21 protein-coding genes are annotated in these 19,886 nt (G+C 63.3%); 5 read left to right on the top strand and 16 right to left on the bottom strand.

The annotated features are described in order from the left end of the window. Position 1: 1 nt before the first annotated feature. The 3 genes from R6G97_RS19580 to ribBA all read right to left on the bottom strand — a co-directional run bounded on the left by R6G97_RS19580 (position 2) and on the right by ribBA (position 3,391). Positions 2-919, bottom strand: coding sequence for an ABC transporter permease (locus tag R6G97_RS19580; protein WP_043212687.1), 918 nt, complete (start codon positions 917-919; stop codon positions 2-4). Further along, positions 916-1,941, bottom strand: coding sequence for a polyamine ABC transporter substrate-binding protein (locus R6G97_RS19585; protein WP_070575286.1), 1,026 nt, complete (start codon positions 1,939-1,941; stop codon positions 916-918). Before R6G97_RS19585 ends, R6G97_RS19580 begins: the two co-directional genes overlap by 4 nt. Positions 1,942-2,269: 328 nt before the next feature. Next, the gene (gene ribBA / locus R6G97_RS19590) at positions 2,270-3,391 is read right to left on the bottom strand and encodes a bifunctional 3,4-dihydroxy-2-butanone-4-phosphate synthase/GTP cyclohydrolase II (protein ID WP_070575289.1); all 1,122 of its coding nucleotides are present in this window, start codon (positions 3,389-3,391) and stop codon (positions 2,270-2,272) included. Positions 3,392-3,468: 77 nt separating this feature from the next. Between ribBA and R6G97_RS19595 the strand changes: the two genes are divergently transcribed. After that, the gene (locus tag R6G97_RS19595) at positions 3,469-3,762 is read left to right on the top strand and encodes a DUF1330 domain-containing protein (RefSeq protein ID WP_043212693.1); all 294 of its coding nucleotides are present in this window, start codon (positions 3,469-3,471) and stop codon (positions 3,760-3,762) included. A 27-nt stretch (positions 3,763-3,789) separates the two neighbouring features. On the opposite strand, the gene R6G97_RS19600 is transcribed toward R6G97_RS19595, so the two are convergent. Continuing rightward, positions 3,790-5,142: an SPFH domain-containing protein gene (locus tag R6G97_RS19600; protein WP_043212747.1), complete on the bottom strand. Its 1,353-nt coding sequence runs from the start codon at positions 5,140-5,142 to the stop codon at positions 3,790-3,792. Between the two features lie 153 nt (positions 5,143-5,295). After that, the gene (locus R6G97_RS19605; RefSeq protein ID WP_043212695.1) at positions 5,296-6,708 is read right to left on the bottom strand and encodes a purine-cytosine permease family protein; all 1,413 of its coding nucleotides are present in this window, start codon (positions 6,706-6,708) and stop codon (positions 5,296-5,298) included. 239 nt (positions 6,709-6,947) lie between these two features. On the opposite strand from R6G97_RS19605, the gene parS reads away from it, so the two are divergent. Both parS and R6G97_RS19615 read left to right on the top strand, forming a co-directional pair. After that, positions 6,948-7,451: a type II RES/Xre toxin-antitoxin system antitoxin gene (gene parS, locus R6G97_RS19610; RefSeq protein WP_102082319.1), complete on the top strand. Its 504-nt coding sequence runs from the start codon at positions 6,948-6,950 to the stop codon at positions 7,449-7,451. After that, positions 7,451-7,921 (top strand): RES family NAD+ phosphorylase, encoded by a 471-nt coding sequence (locus R6G97_RS19615; RefSeq protein ID WP_043212697.1) that lies wholly within the window; start codon positions 7,451-7,453, stop codon positions 7,919-7,921. The genes parS and R6G97_RS19615 overlap by 1 nt, the downstream gene beginning before the upstream one ends. A gap of 6 nt (positions 7,922-7,927) precedes the next feature. Here R6G97_RS19615 and R6G97_RS19620 read toward each other — a convergent pair whose 3' ends face one another. Continuing rightward, positions 7,928-8,380, bottom strand: a complete 453-nt coding sequence (locus R6G97_RS19620; RefSeq protein WP_070575303.1) for an Lrp/AsnC family transcriptional regulator — start codon at positions 8,378-8,380, stop codon at positions 7,928-7,930. Between the two features lie 110 nt (positions 8,381-8,490). Here R6G97_RS19620 and R6G97_RS19625 point away from each other — a divergent pair, with 110 nt between their 5' ends. Further along, the gene (locus tag R6G97_RS19625) at positions 8,491-9,105 is read left to right on the top strand and encodes a LysE family translocator (RefSeq protein ID WP_090342185.1); all 615 of its coding nucleotides are present in this window, start codon (positions 8,491-8,493) and stop codon (positions 9,103-9,105) included. A 30-nt stretch (positions 9,106-9,135) separates the two neighbouring features. On the opposite strand, the gene R6G97_RS19630 is transcribed toward R6G97_RS19625, so the two are convergent. From R6G97_RS19630 to R6G97_RS19670, 9 genes are all read right to left on the bottom strand, one after another. Beyond that, entirely contained in the window at positions 9,136-9,699 is a 564-nt protein-coding gene (locus R6G97_RS19630) for an NUDIX hydrolase (protein WP_043212704.1), read from the bottom strand. A gap of 2 nt (positions 9,700-9,701) precedes the next feature. Further along, positions 9,702-10,454, bottom strand: coding sequence for a GntR family transcriptional regulator (locus tag R6G97_RS19635; protein ID WP_043212706.1), 753 nt, complete (start codon positions 10,452-10,454; stop codon positions 9,702-9,704). Positions 10,455-10,544: 90 nt separating this feature from the next. Then, positions 10,545-10,934: a carboxymuconolactone decarboxylase family protein gene (locus R6G97_RS19640; protein ID WP_043212708.1), complete on the bottom strand. Its 390-nt coding sequence runs from the start codon at positions 10,932-10,934 to the stop codon at positions 10,545-10,547. 123 nt (positions 10,935-11,057) lie between these two features. After that, complete coding sequence (locus R6G97_RS19645) at positions 11,058-11,543, bottom strand: flavin reductase family protein (protein ID WP_043212710.1); 486 nt, start codon at positions 11,541-11,543, stop codon at positions 11,058-11,060. Positions 11,544-11,558: 15 nt separating this feature from the next. Beyond that, complete coding sequence (locus R6G97_RS19650; RefSeq protein WP_043212712.1) at positions 11,559-13,040, bottom strand: aldehyde dehydrogenase; 1,482 nt, start codon at positions 13,038-13,040, stop codon at positions 11,559-11,561. Further along, positions 13,037-13,870, bottom strand: coding sequence for an alpha/beta fold hydrolase (locus R6G97_RS19655; RefSeq protein WP_043212713.1), 834 nt, complete (start codon positions 13,868-13,870; stop codon positions 13,037-13,039). The genes R6G97_RS19650 and R6G97_RS19655 overlap by 4 nt, the downstream gene beginning before the upstream one ends. Positions 13,871-13,941: 71 nt before the next feature. After that, positions 13,942-14,538 (bottom strand): amino acid synthesis family protein, encoded by a 597-nt coding sequence (locus tag R6G97_RS19660; protein ID WP_043212716.1) that lies wholly within the window; start codon positions 14,536-14,538, stop codon positions 13,942-13,944. 173 nt (positions 14,539-14,711) lie between these two features. Continuing rightward, complete coding sequence (locus R6G97_RS19665; protein WP_182941000.1) at positions 14,712-15,755, bottom strand: LLM class flavin-dependent oxidoreductase; 1,044 nt, start codon at positions 15,753-15,755, stop codon at positions 14,712-14,714. Positions 15,756-15,848: 93 nt separating this feature from the next. Next, on the bottom strand, positions 15,849-16,334 hold the full coding sequence (locus R6G97_RS19670; protein WP_070094061.1) for a flavin reductase family protein: 486 nt from the start codon (positions 16,332-16,334) through the stop codon (positions 15,849-15,851). Between the two features lie 317 nt (positions 16,335-16,651). Here R6G97_RS19670 and R6G97_RS19675 point away from each other — a divergent pair, with 317 nt between their 5' ends. Further along, a complete protein-coding gene (locus R6G97_RS19675) occupies positions 16,652-18,058 on the top strand; it encodes a purine-cytosine permease family protein (RefSeq protein ID WP_043212722.1) in 1,407 nt (468 codons plus the stop codon). Between the two features lie 68 nt (positions 18,059-18,126). Here the strand turns inward: R6G97_RS19675 and R6G97_RS19680 are convergent, their stop codons facing one another. After that, positions 18,127-19,770, bottom strand: a complete 1,644-nt coding sequence (locus R6G97_RS19680; protein ID WP_409287203.1) for a methyl-accepting chemotaxis protein — start codon at positions 19,768-19,770, stop codon at positions 18,127-18,129. Positions 19,771-19,886 lie beyond the last annotated feature (116 nt).

Consider the following 19,886-nt stretch of genomic DNA (forward strand, 5'->3'; position numbering starts at 1 on the left):
TTTACCTCGCGTTGCCGACCGGGGATTCCGGCTGCAGCTTCAGGTAGAAGTAGAAGAGCACCAGGGTGATCAGTACCAGCAACGCGGCGGCGGCGCTGGCCAGGCCCCAGTTGAGGAACGATTGCACCTGCTGGACGATGAATTCGGGCAGCATCATGTTCTGTGCGCCGCCGAGCAGGGCGGGGGTCACGTAGTAACCGAGCGACATGACGAACACCATCAGCGCGCCGGAGAACAGCCCCGAGCGGCACAGTGGGATGAACACCTTCCAGAAGTTGGTCCAAGGGCTCGCGCCGCAGATCGAGCCGGCCTGCAGGACCATCGGGTCGATGGCCTGCATGGTCGCCTGCAGCGGCAGCACGATGAACGGAATCATGATGTAGCTCATGCCGATCACCACGCCTGTGAGGTTGTGCACCATCTCCAGCGGCGCATCGATGATGCCCAGCGCCATCAACACCTTGTTGATCACCCCCGAGGCCTGCAGCAGCACCAGCCAGGAGTAGGTGCGGGCCAGCAGGCTGGTCCACATCGACAACAGTACGATGTTCAGCAGCCAGCGGCCCCAGCCGCGCGGCACCAGGGTGATCGCCCAAGCCAGCGGGAAGCCCAGCAGCACGCTGATCAGGGTCACCAAGCCCGCCACAGAGAAGGTGTTGAACAGCACCCGCGCATAAGCCGAATTGGCGAACAACTGCTCATAGTTGCCTAGCCCCGGTACGGGCTCCAACACCCCGCGCAGCAACAGGCCAATCAGCGGGGCGAAGAAGAACAGGCCCAGGAAAAGCAGCGCCGGCAGCAGATTGCGGCTGCCCCGCCAGCGCTGGCTCAGGGGAGGGCGGCGCACGGCCGCTCCCGGGGCGCCGGTGCCGCTAGGGGCACCTTGGGCGTTGTGCAAGGCGTTGATGGCGACTTTCATTTGACCAGCCACTCATTCCAGCGGGCCGCGATGGCCTGGCCGTTCTTCGCCCAGTAGGCGAAGTCCAGGGTCACCTGGTCCTGGGCATAGGCAGTCGGCAGGTTCGGTGCCAGCTCCGGCTTGAGCTGGGCGATGCTGTCGAGGTTGACCGGGGCGTAGGCGGTGAGATTGGCAAAGTCCGCTTGCCCCTTGGCGCTGCTGGCGTTGGCCAAGAACTTCATGGCCGCGTCCTTGTTCTTGGCGCCCTTGGGAATGACCAGGAAATCGGCCATGACCAGGTTCTGCTTCCAGCTCACGCCCACCGGCGCACCGTCCTGCTGCAAGGCGTAGACCCGACCGTTCCAGAACTGCCCGAGCGAGGCTTCACCGGAGGCAAGCAGTTGCTGGGACTGGGCGCCGCCGCCCCACCAGACGATGTCTTTCTTGATGGTGTCGAGCTTCTTGAAGGCGCGGTCCAGGTCCAGGGGGTAGAGTTTGTCCGCCGGTACGCCGTCGGCCAGCAGGGCCAGCTCCAAGACACCGGGGCTCGGCCATTTGTACAGGGCGCGCTTGCCGGGGTAGGTCTTGGTGTCGAACAGGGCCGACCAGTCCACCGGCTTGTTGGCGCCGAGCTTGCCTTCGTTGTAGCCGAGCACGAAGGAGAAGAAGAACGAGCCGACGCCATGGTCGGAAACGAATCGCGGGTCGATGCGGTCGCGCTGGATCGTGGTGAAGTCCAAAGGCTCAAGCAAGCCTTCGCTGGCGGCGCGCAGGGCGAAATCGGCTTCGACATCGACCACGTCCCACTGCACGTTGCCGCTCTCGACCATGGCCTTGAGCTTGCCGTAGTCGGTGGGGCCGTCCTGCACGACCTTGATCTTGCTGCTTTCGCTGAAGGGTTCGGCCCATGCCTGTTTCTGGGCGTCCTGGGTGGTGCCGCCCCAGCTGACGAAGCTCATGCTGTCAGCAGCCAGGGTGGCTTGGCAGGCCAGGGAGAGCAGGCTGGCGGACAGCACTGCGGTGACTCGTTTGCTCAACAGCATGGTTAACGCCCTCATTGCTTTTGTTATTTGAGCGGGCTTCCTGTCGCCCGCCATGTATTCGGGGAGCAGCTTTCCAACGATGTCGCGTGGCCGTTGTTTGAAGTGTAGGTGCGGCCGGAAATCTAAGGTCTACGGGATATCATATTATGGTATTCCAAACTTTTCGCAAGAGGTCGAAGGCGACCGGCCATCACTAAAAACGCCGGCCCCACTCAGCGAAACGCCACGCCGTCCTCCAGGGGACGGCGTGGCGTTCTCAAGCGGTGGGTTGTGTGTTTACCCGCGAAGCACACCGCAGAGCAGGACGGTGGCTGTCACGGGTGTCGGCTCAGTTGAACTCGGCGGGCTCGAAGGGAATGCTCTGCACCACCTCCAGCTCGTATCCGGCCAGGCCTGCGTATTTGAGCGGTGGCCCCAGGTGTCGCAGTTTGCCCACGCCCAAGTCCTGGAGAATCTGGGCGCCAGTGCCCACTTCGGAGTAGACCTTCGACTGGCCTCGTTGGAATGGCTTGATCGGCTGGGTCAGCTGCGGCACGCGTTCGAGCAGGGCCTGGGAGGACTCGTGGTTGGCCAGGATCACCACCACGCCCGTGCCTTCGGTGGCGACCTTTTGCAAGGCTGCCCACAAAGTCCAGTTGGCGGGCCCTGCGTATTCGGCGCCGACCAGGTCGCGTAAGGGGTCGATGACATGCACCCGTACCAGGGTCGGCTGTTCTCGACGGATATCACCCATCACCATGGCCATGTGCACGCCACCGTCGATGCGATCTTCGTAGGTCACCAGGCGGAAGGTACCGTGCACGGTGGGCAGTTCGCGCTCGCCGATGCGTTTGATGGTCTGCTCGTTGCTCAGCCGGTAGTGGATCAGGTCGGCGATGGTGCCGATCTTGATGCCGTGGCGTTCGGCGAACACTTCCAGGTCCGGGCGGCGCGCCATGGTGCCGTCGTCGTTGAGCACTTCGACGATCACCGAGGCGGGGGTGAATCCGGCCAGGCGCGCCAGGTCGCAGCCGGCTTCGGTGTGCCCGGCGCGGGTCAGCACGCCGCCTTCGCGGGCGCGCAAGGGGAAGATATGCCCTGGTTGGACGAGGTCCTCAGGACGTGCGTCGGGCGCCATGGCGGCGGCGACGGTACGGGCTCGGTCGGCGGCCGAGATGCCTGTGGTGACGCCGGTGGCGGCTTCGATAGAGACGGTGAACGCTGTGCTGAACACACTGCCGTTGGCCGGCACCATCTGCTCCAGGCCCAGACGCTGGCAGTGCTCGTCGGTCAGGGTCAGGCAGATCAGCCCGCGTGCCTCGCGGGCCATGAAGTTGATGGCCTGGGCGTCACAGCGCTCGGCGGCGATCAGCAGGTCGCCTTCGTTTTCACGGTCCTCGTCGTCCACCAGCAGGACCATCTTGCCCTGGCGGTAGTCCTCGAGGAGTTCTTCGATGCTGTTGAAAGCCATACTGCACACTCGCTGTGGTAGGGTGATTTTTATGGTATACCATCATACACAAATAACCGTTCACAGGAGAGCGATGGATGAAGGCCTACTGGATTGCCCACGTGAATGTCACCGATCCTGAGCAGTACCAGCACTACACCCAGCGCGCCCCCGCGGCCTTCGCCGCGTTCGGTGGGCGCCTGCTGGCCCGTGGCGGGCGCAGCGAGGCGATGGAAGGACGGCCCACGCCACAGCGTAGCGTGGTGATCGAGTTCGATTCATACGAACAGGCGGTGGCGTGCTACCGGTCCGAGGCATACCAGGAGGCTTGCCGGCATCGGCAGGGAGTGGCGACGGCCGAGGTGATCATCGTCGAGGGCATTGCGCCCTGAAACTACAAGGCGCAATGAGTGCAGGGCTCAGGGCGTCTTGAGATCGATTGCGAGGTCCTTGGCCGCCTTGGTGGCCAGTACACTCATGAGTTTGTTCATTTCATCCTGGCGACCGATGCCCGCTTCCGTGCCGCCCATCATCACATTGGGCACCGGGGCTCTGGCGGCGGCATCGGCCCAGGCCTTGTTGATCTGCACCAGCGCATCGAGCTTGTTCTGCAAGGCACCGTCAGCCTTCAGGGACGCCTCACGGGCGTAGGCTTCGGCGTCGGCGGTGATCTTGGTGGCCTCGGCATTGACCCGGGCCTTGTCGCGCAGCAGTTCGGCTGTCTGTTTGTCGATCTCGGCACGCCGCTTTTCTCGCTCGGCGTTGATCAGTGTGAGCTGTTTTTCCGTCTCGGCCTCGGTCGTGCGTTCGATCTGCTGGCGCAGGCTTTCCTGACGCTTGGCCTCGACATCCTTGGCTCCCCGGGCGGACACCAGCTCCTTTTCTTCCTCTTCCTTGAGGCGGTTCTGCCGGGCCACCGCCAGTTCCGCCAAGGCCTGTTGCACCCGGACCATCCGTTGCTGGTACTGAGGGTTGGGGTCGATGTGGGTGACCCGCGCATCGACGACTTCTACGCCATACAGGCGAAATTGCTGCTGCTTGCGTAGCTCCTGGCCGTGCTTGTCGAGTTTCTTCTCGATGATGAAGCGGGTGGCGGTGTTGTCGCCGAAGCTGCCTTGGTCGGTACCGGCCTGCAGGATGGCGGTCTGTGCCGGCAAGGCGTCGCGCTTGATACGCACTTCCTTGCGGCTGGTGAGGTACAGGCCATTGCGCAACTGGTTTTCGAATTCGGCGCCGAAGTGGCTGCGGTTACCCGCGTAGTAATCGTCTGCGCTCATCAACGAGGCTGTGGCCTGGAGGGTTTCCTTGACCGCGGGCAGCAAGGCGCGTTGCAGGAAGTTGTCTGGCGTTCGGTATTCCTGGGCGATCTTGAGGAAGGCCTCGCCCGATGGCAGGCGAAACTGCGTGCTGAACTCGGCCTTTGCATCGACGTTGCCCAGGAACACGATGGGCAGGTTTGGCAGGACGATCGAAGGCTGCCCGCTACGCCTGTCCTCCTGGATGTCCGCTTGCAGTGCGGACTGGACCCCGATGGTGCGGCGCCAGACCGTGCTGCGTCCGAACCACTTGGTGGCGTAGCCCACGTCCTCGACCACTTTCTCTTCGCCGAAGATCGTGCGCACATGGGTCATCTGACCCGCTTCGTTGTAGAAAAACACGCTATTGAACAGCACAGCCAGGCCGCCAAGGGCGAGTACCGGGAGGGTGACGGTGGTGACGAGCTTGCGGTTGATGCGAGGGGCGATGAACTTGACCAATGGAAGTTTTTGCATGGGGAACTCCTTGTTCGAGGAGCGGGCATGCTGGCGATCGGTTGCGTTGGTCACCATCAGGTGAATCAAGCGTCGCTGTAGGGGTTGTCGCAAATCAAGAAGAACAGAAGACCCGCCATGGCGGGTCTTCTGGGGTCAGGTGTCGTTGAGTGCTCAGACGCCAGCGGCGAGTTTGGCGCTCATTTGCCGGCGGCGGTAGGCGCTGTCCCGGGTCGCCAGCCACCAGTACAGTGGCGAGGTGACCAGCAGGCCCACCAGCCACGACAGGTCGGCGCCATCGATGTGGGCGGATACCGGGCCTACGTACAGCGGGGTGTTCATGAATGGGATCTGCACTGCGATACCCACCGCGTAGGCGATCAATGCCTGGGGGTTGTAGCGCCCGTAGATGCCCCCGTCGACCTTGAAGATCGACTGGATGTCATAGTCGCCTTTGTGAATGACGTAGAAATCGATCAGGTTGATCGCCGTCCAGGGCACCAACACCACCAACAGCACCAGGACCATGTCGACGAAGTGGCCGATGAAGTCCGCCGAGGCGAATACCGCCACCACGCAGCATGCCGCCAGCACGACCAGCGACAGTACCGCGCGGCTCTTGGCGGTGGGGATCCAGCGATAGGCGAAGGTCTGTACCAAGGTGATGATCGACAGTACCGCGCCATACAGGTTAAGGGCGTTGTGGCTGATCACGCTGAGCAGGAACAGCACCAGCATCAGTGGGCCGATGGCGCCGGTGGCGAGCTTCACGGCATCCATGGTGTCCATGCCCGCCGGGATCGCCAGTACCGCCACCGCACCGAACACGAACGACAGGCTCGAGCCCAGGGCCGAGCCCAGGTAGGTGGTCCAGAAGGTCGAGGACACCTTCACGTCGGCCGGTAGGTAGCGCGAGTAGTCCGACACATACGGGGCGAAGGCGATCTGCCACAGCGCTGCCAGCGACACGGTGGCCAGCCAGCCGGAGATGTTGAAGCTGCCGCGGGTCAGGAAGTCATCGCTTTGCACGTGGCTGAAGATGTAGCCAAAGCCCACCACGATGCCGATGCCCAGCACCCAGGTGCCGATGCGGTTTAGCACATGGATGAAGCGATAGCCGATGATGCCGATGATGCCCGAACCCAGCGCGCCGATGACGATGCCCACCGGGACCGGCACGGTATCGACCACGCCATGCAGCGACTTGCCGGCCAGCACGATGTTGGAGGCGAAGAAACCGATGTACATGACCCCGGCGATCACCACCACCAACAGTGCGCCGAGCGAGCCGAACTGGGCGCGGCTCTGGATCATCTGCGGGATGCCCATCTGTGGGCCCTGGGCCGAGTGCAGCGCCATCAACACGCCGCCGACCAAATGGCCGACCAGGATGGCGACGATGCCCCACACCAGGTTGAGGTGGAACAACTGCACGCCCAAGGCGCCGGTGACAATCGGCAGGGGGGCGATGTTGCCCCCGAACCAGAGGGTGAACAGATCCCTTACCTTTCCATGGCGGTCTTGCGGGGGCACGTATCCGATCGTGTGTTTTTCTATGAGAGGGGCCGATGTAGCTGCACGGGTCATGACGGACTCCAAGGCAGGGAGGGGCGCAGGAATGTGCCCGGGTGCGGGCCGGCAAAGGGCGACGCGTTCTTGTAAGCGCGATCATGAGGGGTGGGAGCGGATCGATAAATTAGTAAATATGTGCCTACAAACGTTAAAAAAACTAAGGCTGACAAACGGTTAGCAAACGGCCGATGCAAGGGCCGGGCAGGGGGTGTATCCTTCATTTGACGTTTGGGACTCATCAAATGAGGCTTTCCATGATCGAGACCACCAAAAAGCCCACGCCACGCCGCGCGCGTTACGCCACCATCGAAGGCGGACGCAAGGCCACGCCAGGCAGCGAAACCGCCGGGGTGTTCTGGGGCTATACACAGACTCATGACCAACGCACCGAAGCACAGCGCCTGGCGCAGATCCGCGACGGCTTGTCCGCCAAGCTCTACCTGGAGGTCAAGCGCTTGTTCGGCTTGCCCGAAAAACAAGTGGCCGAACTGTTCAATGCCTCGATCTCGACCCTTGAACGCCGTGTGCGGGACAACCAGCCACTCGATGCCGTGGCATCCGAGCGTCTGGACCGGATCGCCGAGATCACCCACCAGGCCGTGGCGGTGTTCGAGAGTGAGGAACAGGCTGTGGCCTGGATGTCCCGACCCAACGATGCCCTTGGCGTCATGACGCCGGTGATGCTGTGCCAGACCGAGATCGGTGCACGGCAAGTGCGTCGGGTGCTGGCGGCCCTGGAGTGGGGCGGCGTCGTCTGATGCTGGCCTGGCGTGTGGCCAAGGCCTCCCGGGCCGATGACCTGAGCGGCAAGGGAGCGGCCTTGGTTGGTGGCCGTTGGAACCAGGTCGATGTCCCTGCGCTGTACATGGGGCTATCACCGGCGATCTGCACCTTGGAGACGTTCGTGCATGCCGCCGGGCGTCCGCAGTTTCCCTTGAAGATCACCTGCTTCGAACTGCCTGACGACCCCGCCCTGTACCTGGCGCCCGGGCCGCAGGACCTGCCGCCCGGCTGGGATGCGCTGCCCGCCGACAGCCCCAGCATGGCGTATGGCACGCGCTGGCTCCAGGCCCGCAGCCATTTGGGTCTGGTCGTGCCCTCGGTGGTGTTGCAGCTTGAACGCAACCTGGTGGTCAACCCCCTGCACCCGGCCGCGGCGCACATCCGGGTGCGCGAGGTGCTCGATTTCGTCTATGACGAGCGGATGTTCAAGGTACGCGAATTCTGAGGAGGCCTACATGGGCAATTGCCGATCCTGCAGCACTTCCTTCATGACCAAGGTGGAGCTCAGCCGCTGCACATTGGGGATGCTGGTGAGCTGTTCGTCGTACAGCTTCTGAAACGCCGGCAGATCGCGAGCGACCACATGCAGCAGGTAGTCCGGGTCGCCGAACAGACGCTGGGCTTCGACGATCTGTGGGATCGCTGCCACCGCAGCCTCGAAATCCGCTACCGGTTGGCGGGTGACCTCGCGCAGGGTGACGAACACCAGTGCGGCGAAGTTCAGGCCCAGCGCGCTGGGCGCCAAGCGTGCGTGATAGCCCAGGATGGCGCCGGATTCTTCCAAGGCTTTGAGACGACGGTGGCAGGGCGAGAGGCTCAGGCCTACACGATCGGCCAGTTCGGTCACCGAAAGGCGACCGTCTTTTTGTAGCTCGGCAAGAATCTTTCGATCTGTTCTGTCCACGAGGGAGAACCTTCCATTTTTTTGAGCGATGGCGGGAATATACGAAAGAAAATCCCCCGTTGAAATCCGTACTCTTTTTTCACCCAACCGAGTGTGAAGGAAGATTCAACGTGGCAATCAGTGTGTTGACGGCGTTCTGGGCTGTGTCGATGTTGTTCGTGATCACCCCTGGCGCGGACTGGGCCTATGCCATCTCGGCGGGCATGCGCGGACGCTGGGTGATGCCAGCGGTGGCTGGGATGTTGTCGGGGCATTTTGCGGCGACCTTGATCGTTGCGGCGGGGGTGGGCAGCTTGATCGCCGGGCATCCGCTGGCGCTGTCGTTGCTGACGTTGGCCGGTTGCATCTACCTGCTGTGGTTGGGCGCCAACTTGTTGCTGAGTCCGTCGGTGCCACAGGCGGGCGCATCGCACAGCCAGGAGAGCGGATCGCGCTGGGCACTGAAAGGGTTTTGCGTGAGCGGCCTGAACCCCAAGGTGTTCTTGCTGTTCGTTGCGCTGTTGCCGCAATTCACCGACCCGGCATCGAGCTGGCCGGTGTGGATGCAGATATTGCTGCTGGGCCTGGTGCACTTGGCCAGTTCGCTGGTGGTGTACCTGATGGTGGGTTACGGGGCCAAGGCCGTGCTGCGCACTCGGCCGGCGGCGGCCAAGGTCGTGGGGCGAGTGTCGGGGCTGGTGATGATCCTGATTGCGCTGGGGCTGATTGCAGGGCAGATGCGCTGAAGCTGCCGGCTGTGACGCGGGGCGCGTCGATCAGCGGATGAAATGCACCTTGCCGGTATCGTCGTTGCCCATGTAGATGCCATAGACCCCCGCCTGGCGTTCGAGGATATAGCGCTCGAGAATCTGCCGGATGGCGGGGTAGTAGATCTCGTCCCAGGGGATCTGGTCGGGCTCGAAGAAGCGGTAGGCGAGGGTCTCGGGGCCGTGCTGGCCGGTCTCTTCCGTGGCGATGGCGCGGAAGATGATGTACACCTCGCTGATCTTGGGCACGCTGAAGATCGAATAGGGCGAGACGATCTCGCCGCGCACGCCGCTTTCTTCCCAGACCTCGCGCAGGGCCGCCTGTTCGGTGGTTTCGCCGGCCTCCATGAAGCCTGCCGGCAAGGTCCAGGTGCCGGGGCGTGGCGGGATCGCGCGCTGGCACAACAGGTACTTGCCGTCACGCTCGATGATGCATCCAGCGATGATCTTGGGGTTGATGTAGTGGACGTAGCCGCACCCGGTGCAATGCAGGCGCTCGTGGGTGTCGCCGCTGGGAACGCCCCGGGCAAGCGCAGTGGTGCAGTGCGGGCAGTAGCGCGGGGCGGCGGGCATGATCAGCGGCCTATGCGAGGATCTTTGAGGGCCAGGGGTTCGACGATGTCCCGGACCTTGGCGTTGTCGTCCTGCTTCTGGCGCAGGTAATCCAGAGCCACCTTGGCGGCGGCGCGCACATGGTCGACCGAGGCCTGGTGGGCGAGCTGGGGATTGCCGGTCTTGATCGCCTCGACGATCTTTTCCATTTCCCGGTTGCTGGCGCCGCGACGGTTCTGCTGGGACACCGAGGTGGCGCGCAGGTAGCTGATGCGTGCCTGCAACTGGCGCAACTGCTGGGCGGCGACTTGGTTGCCGGAGCCTTCCAGGAGCACGTCGTAGAAGCCTTGCACCGATTCGAGCACCTGTTGCAGCTCGCCTTCTTCGAGGGCTTCGCGGTTGACCTCCAGGGCGCGCTCCAGGGCGCGGATGTCCTTGGCCTTGGCATTGAGGGTGAACAGCTGGACGATCAGGCCTTCGAGCACGCAGCGCAGTTCATAGATGTCGCGGGCGTCTTCGAGCGTGATGATCGCCACCCGTGGGCCCTTGGCATCGGCGAATTCCACCAGGCCTTCGGATTCCAGGTGGCGCAGGGCTTCACGCACCGAGGTGCGGCTGACACCGAGGCGGTCGCACAGGTCGCGCTCGACCAGGCGATCGCCGGGCAGCAGGTGGAAGTTCATGATCGCCCCGCGCAGTTTGTCGAGTACGATTTCGCGCAGGGTAACGGGGTTGCGGTTGACCTTGAAGCTGTCGTCGAGAGGCTGGCGTTTCATCGATTGCGCTCTGAATGAGGCTGCCTGGCCACAACTTGAGAGCACCACGAACCTGGGGCGCTCTCCTTGCGTGGTTCGAACAGCCCGCTGTTAACGGGTTGACTCCGCATCGGCCTCGGCGAACGCTTCGCGGGCCAGGCGGAAGCTGTCCACCGCCGCGGGCACGCCGCAATAAATGCCGACCTGGAGCAGGATCTCGCGTATCTGTTCACGGCTCAGGCCATTTCGCAAGGCGCCGCGAATGTGCAGCTTGAGCTCGTGGGGCCGGTTGAGCGCGGAAATCATGGCCAAGTTTATCATGCTGCGCTCTTTGAGCGACAAGCCGTCGCGGCCCCAGACGTGGCCCCAGCAATACTCGGTGACCAGCTCCTGCAAGGGCTTGCTGAAGTCGTCGGCGTTCTGGATCGAGCGGTTGACATAGTCCTCGCCCAGCACTTGGGTGCGGATCTTCAGGCCTTTCTCGTACTTCTCGTTGCTCATTGCCGTGCTCCTGCATGAAAAAAAGGGGCCGCAACCGAAGGTGAGGGGGAGGATGCGCGGCCCCCGGAAACAGGGAACGGCGTTGGTTTCTTCGCGGGTAGACCAACGCCGTCCGTTCAGGTCTCAACCCAGCGGCGGCAGCGCGCCGAGCTTGCCCTTGTGATAGACCATCGGCGTGACCGGTTCGGGCGGCAGCACCAGGTTCTTCACCTGGCCGACGATGATCGCGTGGTCACCGCCGTCGTACTCGCGCCACAATTCACATTCGATGATTGCCGTGGCCTTGGCCAGCAGAGGGTTGCCCAGCTCGCTCAGGTGCCACTCGATGCCGTTGGCCTTGTCCTTGCCCTTGCCGGCGAAGGCATAGGCCTCGGCGGTCTGGTCGGCGGACAGCAAGTGAATGGCGAATTGCTTGCTGTCACGCAGGATCGGGTAGGTGTCGGAGGCGTAGTTGGGGCAGAACAGCACCAGCGCCGGGTCGATCGACAGCGCGCTGAACGCGCTGGCGGTGATGCCGACGATGCCGCCTTCGGCGTCCAGGGTGGTGACCACCGTGACGCCGGACGGGAAGGAGCCCATCACGTCTTTGTAGATGCCAGGTTCGATCATCTTGGTGCTACCTCGTTAACGCATCACGAACGGGTCGGGCATGGGCGCGGTGGAGAGGTTGATCCACACCGTCTTCAGCTCGGTATAGGCGAGCACCGAGTCGATGCCGCTCTCGCGGCCGTAGCCGCTGTTCTTGAAGCCACCAATCGGCGCCATGGCCGAGACCGCGCGGTAGGTGTTGACCCAGATGATCCCCGAGCGCACGTCGCGCGCCAGGCGGTGGGCGCGGCCCAGGTCGCGGGTCCAGATACCGGCGGCGAGGCCGAACTGTGAGTCGTTGGCGATCGCCAGGGCCTGTTCTTCGGTCTTGAAGCGGATCACCGCCGCCACGGGACCGAAGACTTCTTCCTGCATGATCTTCATCGAGTTGCTGTCGCACTCGAACAGGGTCGGCTCGTAGAACCAGCCGTCACCCTCGACCTCGGCGCGCTTGCCGCCCAGGTGCAGCTTGGCACCCTCGGCCTTGGCCGCGGCGACCAGGCCTTCGACCACAGCCAATTGCTGGGCGGTGGCCATCGGGCCCATTTCGCTGGCGTCGTCCTGCGGGTTGCCGATACGAATGCGCTTGGCGCGCTCGACCAGGCGCGAGACGAATTCATCGAAGATTTCGTCCTGCACCAGCAGGCGCGAACCTGCCACGCAGCTCTGGCCGGAGGCGGCATAGATGCCGGCCACCGCGCCGTTGATCGCACTGTCCAGGTCGGCGTCGGCGAAGATGATGTTCGGCGACTTGCCGCCCAGCTCCAGAGACAACTTGGCGAAGTTCTCGGCGCTGCTGCGTACCACATGGCGGGCGGTGGCGGCGCCGCCGGTAAAGGCGATCTTGCGCACTAGCGGATGGCGGGTGAGCGCTGCGCCGGTGCTCGGGCCGAAACCGGTCACCACGTTGACCACGCCTGCCGGGAAGCCGGCTTCGTGGGCCAGGCGGGCCAGCTCCAGAATGGTCGCCGAGGCGTGTTCGGAAGGCTTGAGCACGATGGTGTTGCCGGCCGCCAGGGCAGGGGCGAGCTTGATGGCGGTCAGGTACAGCGGGCTGTTCCAGGGAATGATCCCGGCCACTACGCCGATCGGCTCGTGCACGGTGTAGGCGAACAGGTCAGGCTTGTCCAGCGGCAGGGTGCCGCCTTCGAGCTTGTCGGCAAGCCCTGCGGTGTAGTGGAAGAACTCCGGCAGGTAGCCGACCTGGCCGCGGGTCTCGCGGATCAGCTTGCCGTTGTCGCGGCTTTCCAGCTGGGCCAGGTGCTCTTTGTTCTCGGCGATCAGATCGCCCAGCCGGCGCAGCAGTTTGCCCCGCGCGGTCGCGGTCAGGCCGCGCCATGCGGCGCTTTCGAAGGCGCGCTGGGCGGCCTGCACGGCCAGCTCCACATCGGCTTCATCGGCGTCCGGCAGTTGCGCCCAGGCCTTGGCGGTGGCCGGGTCGAGGCTGTCGAAGGTCTTGCCGCTCTGTGCATCGCACCATTGGCCGTCGATGCACATCTGGAAACGTACGAGGGTCATGCAACAATCCCCTTGGCGGATTCGTTGAGGGTGCGGGCGTGCGCCAGGAAGTCCAGCAGCATCTTGTTGACCTCCCGAGGCGCTTCGACCGGCATCATGTGGCGTTGCTCGGCCAGCACCACGCTGCGGGCACCGGGGATACGCGCTGCCAGCTGGCGGGTCATCTCCGGGGTCGAGCCCAGGTCGTGCTCGCCGGTGGCGATCAGGGCCGGTACCTGGATGCTGCCCAGGTCATCGGCGCGATACATGTCTTGGGTGGCGAACAATTTATAGGTGGTCAGATAGCCCTGCGGGTCGTTACCGGCCAGGGTCTGACGAATGGCCGCGACCTGGGCCGGATTGGCGGCCTGGTATTCGCGGCTGAACCAACGCGCCAGCGCCGCTTCGGCATTGGCGTCGGGGCCGTGTTCGGCGGCCTGGGCGGCGCGGGCGATGACGCCGGCGCTCTGCTCGGGGCTGCGGTTGAACACGCTGTTGAGCACCACCAGCGCCGTCAGGCGTGCAGGGTAGTGCAGGGCGAAGGCGCGGGCGACCAGGCCACCCATGGAGAAACCGATGACCGTGGCCTGCGGGATCTGCAGGTGGTCGAGCAGTTCGGCCAGTTGCGCGGCATAGCCGGCAAGGCCGGTGTCGGCGTCGGGGCGCGGGCTCTGGCCGTGGCCGAGCATGTCGTAGGCGATGACACGGTAGTCACCGGCCAAGCCCACGAACTGGCCGCCCCACATTTCCTTGTTCAGGCCTACGCCGTGGATCAGCACCACGGGGTGGCCCTGGCCGAGGCTCAGGTAGCTGGTCCCGGCGGGTGTACGTTCAGCAACAGGCTGAATCATGGAGGGCGCTCCTTGAAGGTCGGGCGTGGCGGCAGTGCTTGCACGCAACGCCCCGGCCCGTCTGGTTGTTGTTATTGAGCGTTGGCCTTCTCGGCGGCCAGTTCTTCCAGGTCGATGTAGCGATTGCCGATGCGCGGGTGCAGCCGGCCCCCGTCGGCCGCGCCCAGGACCACGACGATCTCGTCGGCACGCGGGGCGTCTTCGATCTGCATTTCCAGGGTGATGTAGTGCGAGCGCAGACCTTCATCGTCCTTCTGCATCATCGGGATCTGGATCGAGGTGCCTGGGCCGCCGCGCTTGTTGGTGAAGCTCAGGTAGCTCTTGGCCTGCACGGCTTCGCGGTAATGGTTGCCAAAGCGCAGGGTATGGATGACGGCGGAGGCGTGCTCGATCTCACCGTCGGCACCGACCACGGCAGCTTTGCCGTAGGCCTCGATCTTGTCGGCACCGCCGATCGCTGCGCACAGGCGCTCGACCATCAGGGCGCCCAGCTCGGAGCAGTTGGCGCGGATCTCGGGCTTGAGGTCTTCGACGAAACCGCGACCGGCCCACGGGTTCTTGATCACCACGGCCAGGCCGACCATGGTCACCGGCTTGTCGGTGGCCTTGCCGCCTTCGATGCGGGTCTCTTCGGAGTAGGTGACGATCTTGCGGATTTCGAAACTCATGGATGGCTCCTGGTGAGGGTTATCAGCTCTTGCTGTCTGATGGTATACCATAATATTGGTTGTGCAAGAGGGCGGTAGAATTTCTCTTCAGAATCGAGCGGCAAGCGGGAAGCTCCGAGCTCCAAGCCGCGCGCGCTGCTGTTTCTTGCAGCTCGCCGCTCGCCGCCGGGGAATCAGGCGAACGCCGGGACCACTTCCTTGATGAACAGCTCGAGCGACTTCTTCTTCTCGGCATGGGGCAAGCTGTTGTCGCACCAGAAGCTGAACTCATCGACGCCCAGCTCCTGGTAGTACTTGATGCGCGCGATGATTTGCTCAGGTGTGCCGATCATGGTGTTCTTGCGGATGTTCTCCAGCTCGAACGCCGGCACTTCGGCAAACTTCGATTCAGGGCTTGGCTCCAGGAAGCCGTTGACCGGAGTGGTCTTGTTGCCGAACCAGGCATCGAAGGTGCGGTAGAAGCGTGAGATGGCCTGGGCGCCGATCTTCCAGCCCTCAGGGTCAGATGGGCTGTGCACATGGGTGTGGCGCAGCACCATCAGTTGTGGGCGTAGTACGTCGGGGTTGTTGTCCAGGGCGGTCTGGAACTTGTTCTTCAGGTCCAGCACTTCTTCGTCACCCTTCATTAGCGGGGTGACCATGACGTTGCAGCCGTTCTTCACCGCGAAGTTGTGCGAATCCGGGTCGCGGGCGGCGATCCACATTGGCGGTTGGCCCTTCTGGACCGGCTTGGGCACGCTGGTGGAGGTGGGGAACTTATAGACCTCGCCGTCGTGGGCGTAGTCGCCTGCCCACAGCTTGCGCACGGCCGGGACCATCTCGCGCAGGGCTTTGCCGCCGTCGGTGGCGGGCATGCCGCCGGCCATGCGGTCGAATTCGAATTGATAGGCGCCGCGAGCCAGGCCCACTTCCATGCGGCCATTGCTGATCACATCGAGCAACGCGCATTCGCCCGCCACGCGGATGGGGTTCCAGAACGGCGCGATGATGGTGCCGGCACCCAGGCGAATGGTCTCGGTGCGTGCGGCCAGGTAGGCCAGCAGCGGCATCGGGCTTGGCGAGATGGTGTATTCCATGGCGTGGTGTTCGCCGATCCACACGGTGCTGAAACCGCCGCGCTCGGCCATCAGGGTCAGTTCGGTGAGGTCTTCGAACAGCTGGCGGTGGCTGACCTGTTCATCCCAACGTTCCATGTGCACGAACAACGAAAATTTCATGGGGCTTTCCTCGAAGCTTGGAAGTGTCGCCTGTCGGGGCAGGCGTCAGGTGTCTCGACGCATGCCTGGGCATCCGTCATATAAAGGGTGACTTCAGGCGAAGGCTGGCAGGCTGGCCATCTTGCCGCGGCAGTAGACCATCGGCCGTGGCGCCTCTTCAGGGACGATGAGGTTATGCACCTTGCCGACCATGATCGCGTGGTCGCCACCTTCGTATTCACGCCACAGCTCGCACTCGATGATCGCCGTGGCATTGGCCAGCAGCGGATTGCCCAGCTCGCTCAGGCGCCACTCGATTCCGGCGGCCTTGTCCTTGCCTTTCTTGGCGAAGGCATAGGCTTCGGCCTGCTGCTCGCCGGAGAGCAGGTGAATGGCAAAGCGCTTCTGCTTGATCAGTACGGGGTAGGAATCGGAGCTGTAGTTGGGGCAGAACAGCACCAGCGGCGGGTCCATGGACAGGGACGAAAAAGCGCTGGCGGTAAGGCCGACGATCGAGCCGTCGTCGTCCAGGGTGGTGATGACCGTGACGCCGGACGGGAAGGAGCCCAGGACGTTCTTGTAGACGGTTGCGTCGATCATGGCGTGTTCCTCGAGGTAGGGCAGCGGTGGTCCGCATTTTTATCGTTGATGTGTCTGATGGTATACCGTAATACCTGGATTGCAAGTGGAATTTTCACCTGTCGGACGCATGCGATGAACGGTACAGGCCCCGTATTCATTGGCGTTGCTGGGAAACTAAGTGCATTGGGGTGGGGCGCAATACGGAGCAGATGCGCCGAAAAAGCGCAGCGCAGTGTTGTCAAAAGCTTGGAATACCATAATATGGTGCGCAGCTGAGAGGCCGCCTTGAGCGGTTTCCTACAAAGATAAAAAACGACCCTTTCGAGCTGAAAACCATGTCCCAATCGTCGTCGCAGCACCAGTTTGTCGAAAACCATACGGTCGATTACGTCCCACCTGCCGAACGCCATGGGAAGGCGCGCGACCTGTTCACCCTCTGGTTCAGCACCAACATTGCGCCGTTGCCCATCGTCACCGGTGCCATGGTCGTCCAGGTATTTCACCTGAACTTGCTGTGGGGCCTGTTCGCCATCGTGCTGGGTCATCTGTTGGGCGGTGTGGTCATCGCCTTGGCGTCTGCGCAGGGACCGCAGCTAGGCATTCCGCAGATGGTCCAGAGCCGGGGCCAATTCGGCCGCTACGGCGCGTTGCTGATCGTGTTTTTCACGGCGTTGATCTACGTCGGTTTCTTCATTTCCAATATCGTGCTGGCAGGCAAGTCGATCCACGGCATCGCCCCGAGCGTGCCGATGCCCACCGCGATTGTGATTGGCGCCTTGAGTGCCACAGCCATCGGTGTGATTGGCTACCGCTTCATCCACACCCTCAACCGCATCGGTACCTGGGTCATGGGCTCGGCGTTGCTGGCGGGCTTCGTCATGATGTTCAGCCAGGCGCTGCCGGTGGACTTCTTCAGTCGCGGGGCCTTCAACCTTTCAGGTTTCGTGGCCACGGTATCGCTGGGGGTGATCTGGCAGATCAGTTTCTCGCCCTACACCTCCGACTACTCACGCTACCTGCCGCGTGAAGTGGGCATCGCCCGGCCCTTCTGGGCGACCTACTTCGGCGCCACCGTGGGCACCATCCTGTGCTTTAGCTTCGGTGTCGTGGCGGTGCTGTGCGTGCCTGAAGGCACCGACGCCATGGCTGCGGTGGAACAAGCCACCGGCTGGCTGGGCCCGGTGCTGATGGTGCTGTTCCTGTGCAACATCATTAGCCACAACGCACTCAACCTGTATGGCGCGGTGCTGTCGATCGTCACTGCCATCCAGACTTTCGCCGCCCAATGGACGCCCAGCGTCAAGGTGCGGGTGGTGCTGGCTTCGGTGATCCTGCTGGCATGCGGGATGGTCGCGCTCAACGCCTCGGCGGACTTCATCGGTCAGTTCATCGGCCTGATTCTGGCGCTGCTGCTGGTGCTGGTGCCCTGGGCGTCGATCAACCTGATCGATTTCTACCTGATCAAGAAAGGTGAATACGACATCGCATCGATCTTTTGCGCCGACGGTGGCATCTACGGGCGCTTCAACCATCATGCGATCGTCGCCTATGCCTGCGGCATCCTGGTCCAGTTGCCGTTCGCCAATACGTCCCTGTATGTCGGGCCGTACTCGAACCTGGTGGAAGGGGCGGACCTGTCATGGCTGTTCGGCCTGCTGGTGACCTGCCCGCTGTACTACTGCCTGGCGACTCGGGGCAAGTCTTTGGGCAAGGTAGGCCGGGCTGTGAGTGCCAGTGACTGAACAAGCAGCGCGATGGGCTGCCATAAAGCCCATCGCGCGAGGCGGTCTGCGTGAGAACAGCCCTAGGCTCAGACCTTGAACTGCGCCACCATCGCGTTCAGGTCTACGGCCAGGCGGGACAGGTCCTGCGCCGCCGCGCTGGTCTGGTTGGCGCCTGCTGAGGTTTGCATGGCCAGGTCGCGGATGTTGACCAGGTTGCGATCCACCTCGCGGGCCACCTGGGCCTGCTGCTCCGAAGCGCTGGCGATCACCAGGTTGCGCTGGTTGATCGACGTGATGGCCTCGGCGATCACCTCCAGGGCCTGGCCTGCCGACTGAGCCACTTCCAGCGTGCCGTTGGCACGATCCTGACTGGTATGCATGGCGCTGACCGCACGCTCGGTGCCGGACTGAATACCACTGATCATCTGCTCGATTTCCGCTGTGGACTGCTGGGTGCGGTGGGCCAGGGCTCGCACTTCATCGGCGACCACGGCAAACCCACGTCCGGCCTCGCCGGCCCGGGCCGCTTCGATGGCCGCGTTGAGCGCCAGCAGGTTGGTTTGCCCGGCGATCGCGCCGATCACGTCCAGCACGCGGCTGATCTCGTTGGCATTGCTGGCCAGTTGCTCGATTTCCCCTGAGGTGTCGGTGACATCGCTGACCAGATACTGGATCGACGCCAGGGCTTGGTTGACCTGGTCGCGGCCCTCGCGGGTGGTTTGATCGGCGCCTTTGGACGCGTCAGCGGTGCTGACGGCGTTGTTCGCGACTTCTTCGACCGCGGCGGTCATCTGGTTGACCGCGGTGGCGGCCTGGTCGATTTCCGCGCTCTGCTGGTGCAGGCCGCGGCTGGTGTCCTCGGTGACGGTATGCAGCTCCTCGGAGGCCGAGGCCAATTGGTCGGAGGAGGCGGCGATCTTGCGCAAGGTATCGCGCAGGCTCTGTTGCATGCGGCTCAGGGCGCGCAGCAGCAGGGCGGGCTCGTCACGTCCGAGCACCGGGATATCCTGGGTCAAGTCGCCGGTGGCCACGCGCTCGGCCACGGCCACGGCATCGGCCAGGGGAAGGACGATACTGCGGGTGAGCAGGGTGGCGATGGCGATCAGCGCTACAAGTATCATCACCAAGGCAACGACGATCAGCGAGAAGGCCTCTTCGAACACCGCGCTGCTACGTTGGGATGCTTGCTCGGCGCCTTTGGCGTTGTACTCGATGAGCGCTGCGAGGGCTTTCATCATGCTGTCGGCGTATTCGGCCAAGGGGCCATTAATCAGCCGGCGGGCCTCGTCGAGCTGTTCGGCGGCAACCGCATCACGGATGGATTTCTGCAGGCCGTGGTACCGCTCGCTCATCTGCAGGAAAGTGTTGAACAGGGCGCGGTCGTCATCGGCGATGATGGTGCGCTCATAGTCGTCCAGATTACCTTGCAGCGTCTGGTTGATCTCGGTGATTTTCTCCAGGGTGGCCTTGCGGGCCGAGGGCTGCTCTTCCAGGGCGCTGCGCAGGGTTAGGGCGCGTGCCCGGCCCAGGGCACTGCTGACATCGCCCAAGGAAATGACCGCCGGCATCCAGGTGACGCGAATCTCATCGGTGGCGCGGTCCATTTGCCGGGTCTCGTAGAGCGAGACCAGTCCCATGACCAGCACCAGAACGCCCAACAGGACGAACATGCAGGCAGCCCGTAGGCCGATTTTCAGGTTGCGTAACTGCATAGAAATGCTCCATCGCATGTGGCAGCGACCCAGCGCTGGACAGCAGGGGAGATCAGGCGCTCGATACACTGCGGATTGGGTTAAGTCCTTACCATTTCTATTGTTTTTATCGATGATGCCACAGTGCCATCACT

The organism is Pseudomonas sp. HTZ2, from assembly GCF_033173945.1.
GTDB classification, from domain to species: Bacteria; Pseudomonadota; Gammaproteobacteria; order Pseudomonadales; family Pseudomonadaceae; genus Aquipseudomonas; species Aquipseudomonas guariconensis.

Excerpts from the sequence above, each read along its gene's own strand:
- R6G97_RS19680 (WP_409287203.1), bottom strand. The coding sequence starts at position 19,770 with ATGCGATGGAGCATTTCTATGCAGTTACGCAACCTGAAAATCGGCCTA.
- R6G97_RS19665 (WP_182941000.1), bottom strand. The coding sequence starts at position 15,755 with ATGAAATTTTCGTTGTTCGTGCACATGGAACGTTGGGATGAACAGGTC.
- R6G97_RS19580 (WP_043212687.1), bottom strand. The coding sequence starts at position 919 with ATGAAAGTCGCCATCAACGCCTTGCACAACGCCCAAGGTGCCCCTAGC.
- parS (WP_102082319.1), top strand. The coding sequence starts at position 6,948 with ATGATCGAGACCACCAAAAAGCCCACGCCACGCCGCGCGCGTTACGCC.
- R6G97_RS19670 (WP_070094061.1), bottom strand. The coding sequence starts at position 16,334 with ATGATCGACGCAACCGTCTACAAGAACGTCCTGGGCTCCTTCCCGTCC.
- R6G97_RS19635 (WP_043212706.1), bottom strand. The coding sequence starts at position 10,454 with ATGAAACGCCAGCCTCTCGACGACAGCTTCAAGGTCAACCGCAACCCC.
- R6G97_RS19585 (WP_070575286.1), bottom strand. The coding sequence starts at position 1,941 with ATGCTGTTGAGCAAACGAGTCACCGCAGTGCTGTCCGCCAGCCTGCTC.
- R6G97_RS19655 (WP_043212713.1), bottom strand. The coding sequence starts at position 13,870 with ATGATTCAGCCTGTTGCTGAACGTACACCCGCCGGGACCAGCTACCTG.
- R6G97_RS19675 (WP_043212722.1), top strand. The coding sequence starts at position 16,652 with ATGTCCCAATCGTCGTCGCAGCACCAGTTTGTCGAAAACCATACGGTC.
- R6G97_RS19600 (WP_043212747.1), bottom strand. The coding sequence starts at position 5,142 with ATGCAAAAACTTCCATTGGTCAAGTTCATCGCCCCTCGCATCAACCGC.
- R6G97_RS19595 (WP_043212693.1), top strand. The coding sequence starts at position 3,469 with ATGAAGGCCTACTGGATTGCCCACGTGAATGTCACCGATCCTGAGCAG.
- R6G97_RS19645 (WP_043212710.1), bottom strand. The coding sequence starts at position 11,543 with ATGATCGAACCTGGCATCTACAAAGACGTGATGGGCTCCTTCCCGTCC.
- R6G97_RS19615 (WP_043212697.1), top strand. The coding sequence starts at position 7,451 with ATGCTGGCCTGGCGTGTGGCCAAGGCCTCCCGGGCCGATGACCTGAGC.
- ribBA (WP_070575289.1), bottom strand. The coding sequence starts at position 3,391 with ATGGCTTTCAACAGCATCGAAGAACTCCTCGAGGACTACCGCCAGGGC.
- R6G97_RS19640 (WP_043212708.1), bottom strand. The coding sequence starts at position 10,934 with ATGAGCAACGAGAAGTACGAGAAAGGCCTGAAGATCCGCACCCAAGTG.
- R6G97_RS19630 (WP_043212704.1), bottom strand. The coding sequence starts at position 9,699 with ATGCCCGCCGCCCCGCGCTACTGCCCGCACTGCACCACTGCGCTTGCC.
- R6G97_RS19605 (WP_043212695.1), bottom strand. The coding sequence starts at position 6,708 with ATGACCCGTGCAGCTACATCGGCCCCTCTCATAGAAAAACACACGATC.
- R6G97_RS19660 (WP_043212716.1), bottom strand. The coding sequence starts at position 14,538 with ATGAGTTTCGAAATCCGCAAGATCGTCACCTACTCCGAAGAGACCCGC.
- R6G97_RS19650 (WP_043212712.1), bottom strand. The coding sequence starts at position 13,040 with ATGACCCTCGTACGTTTCCAGATGTGCATCGACGGCCAATGGTGCGAT.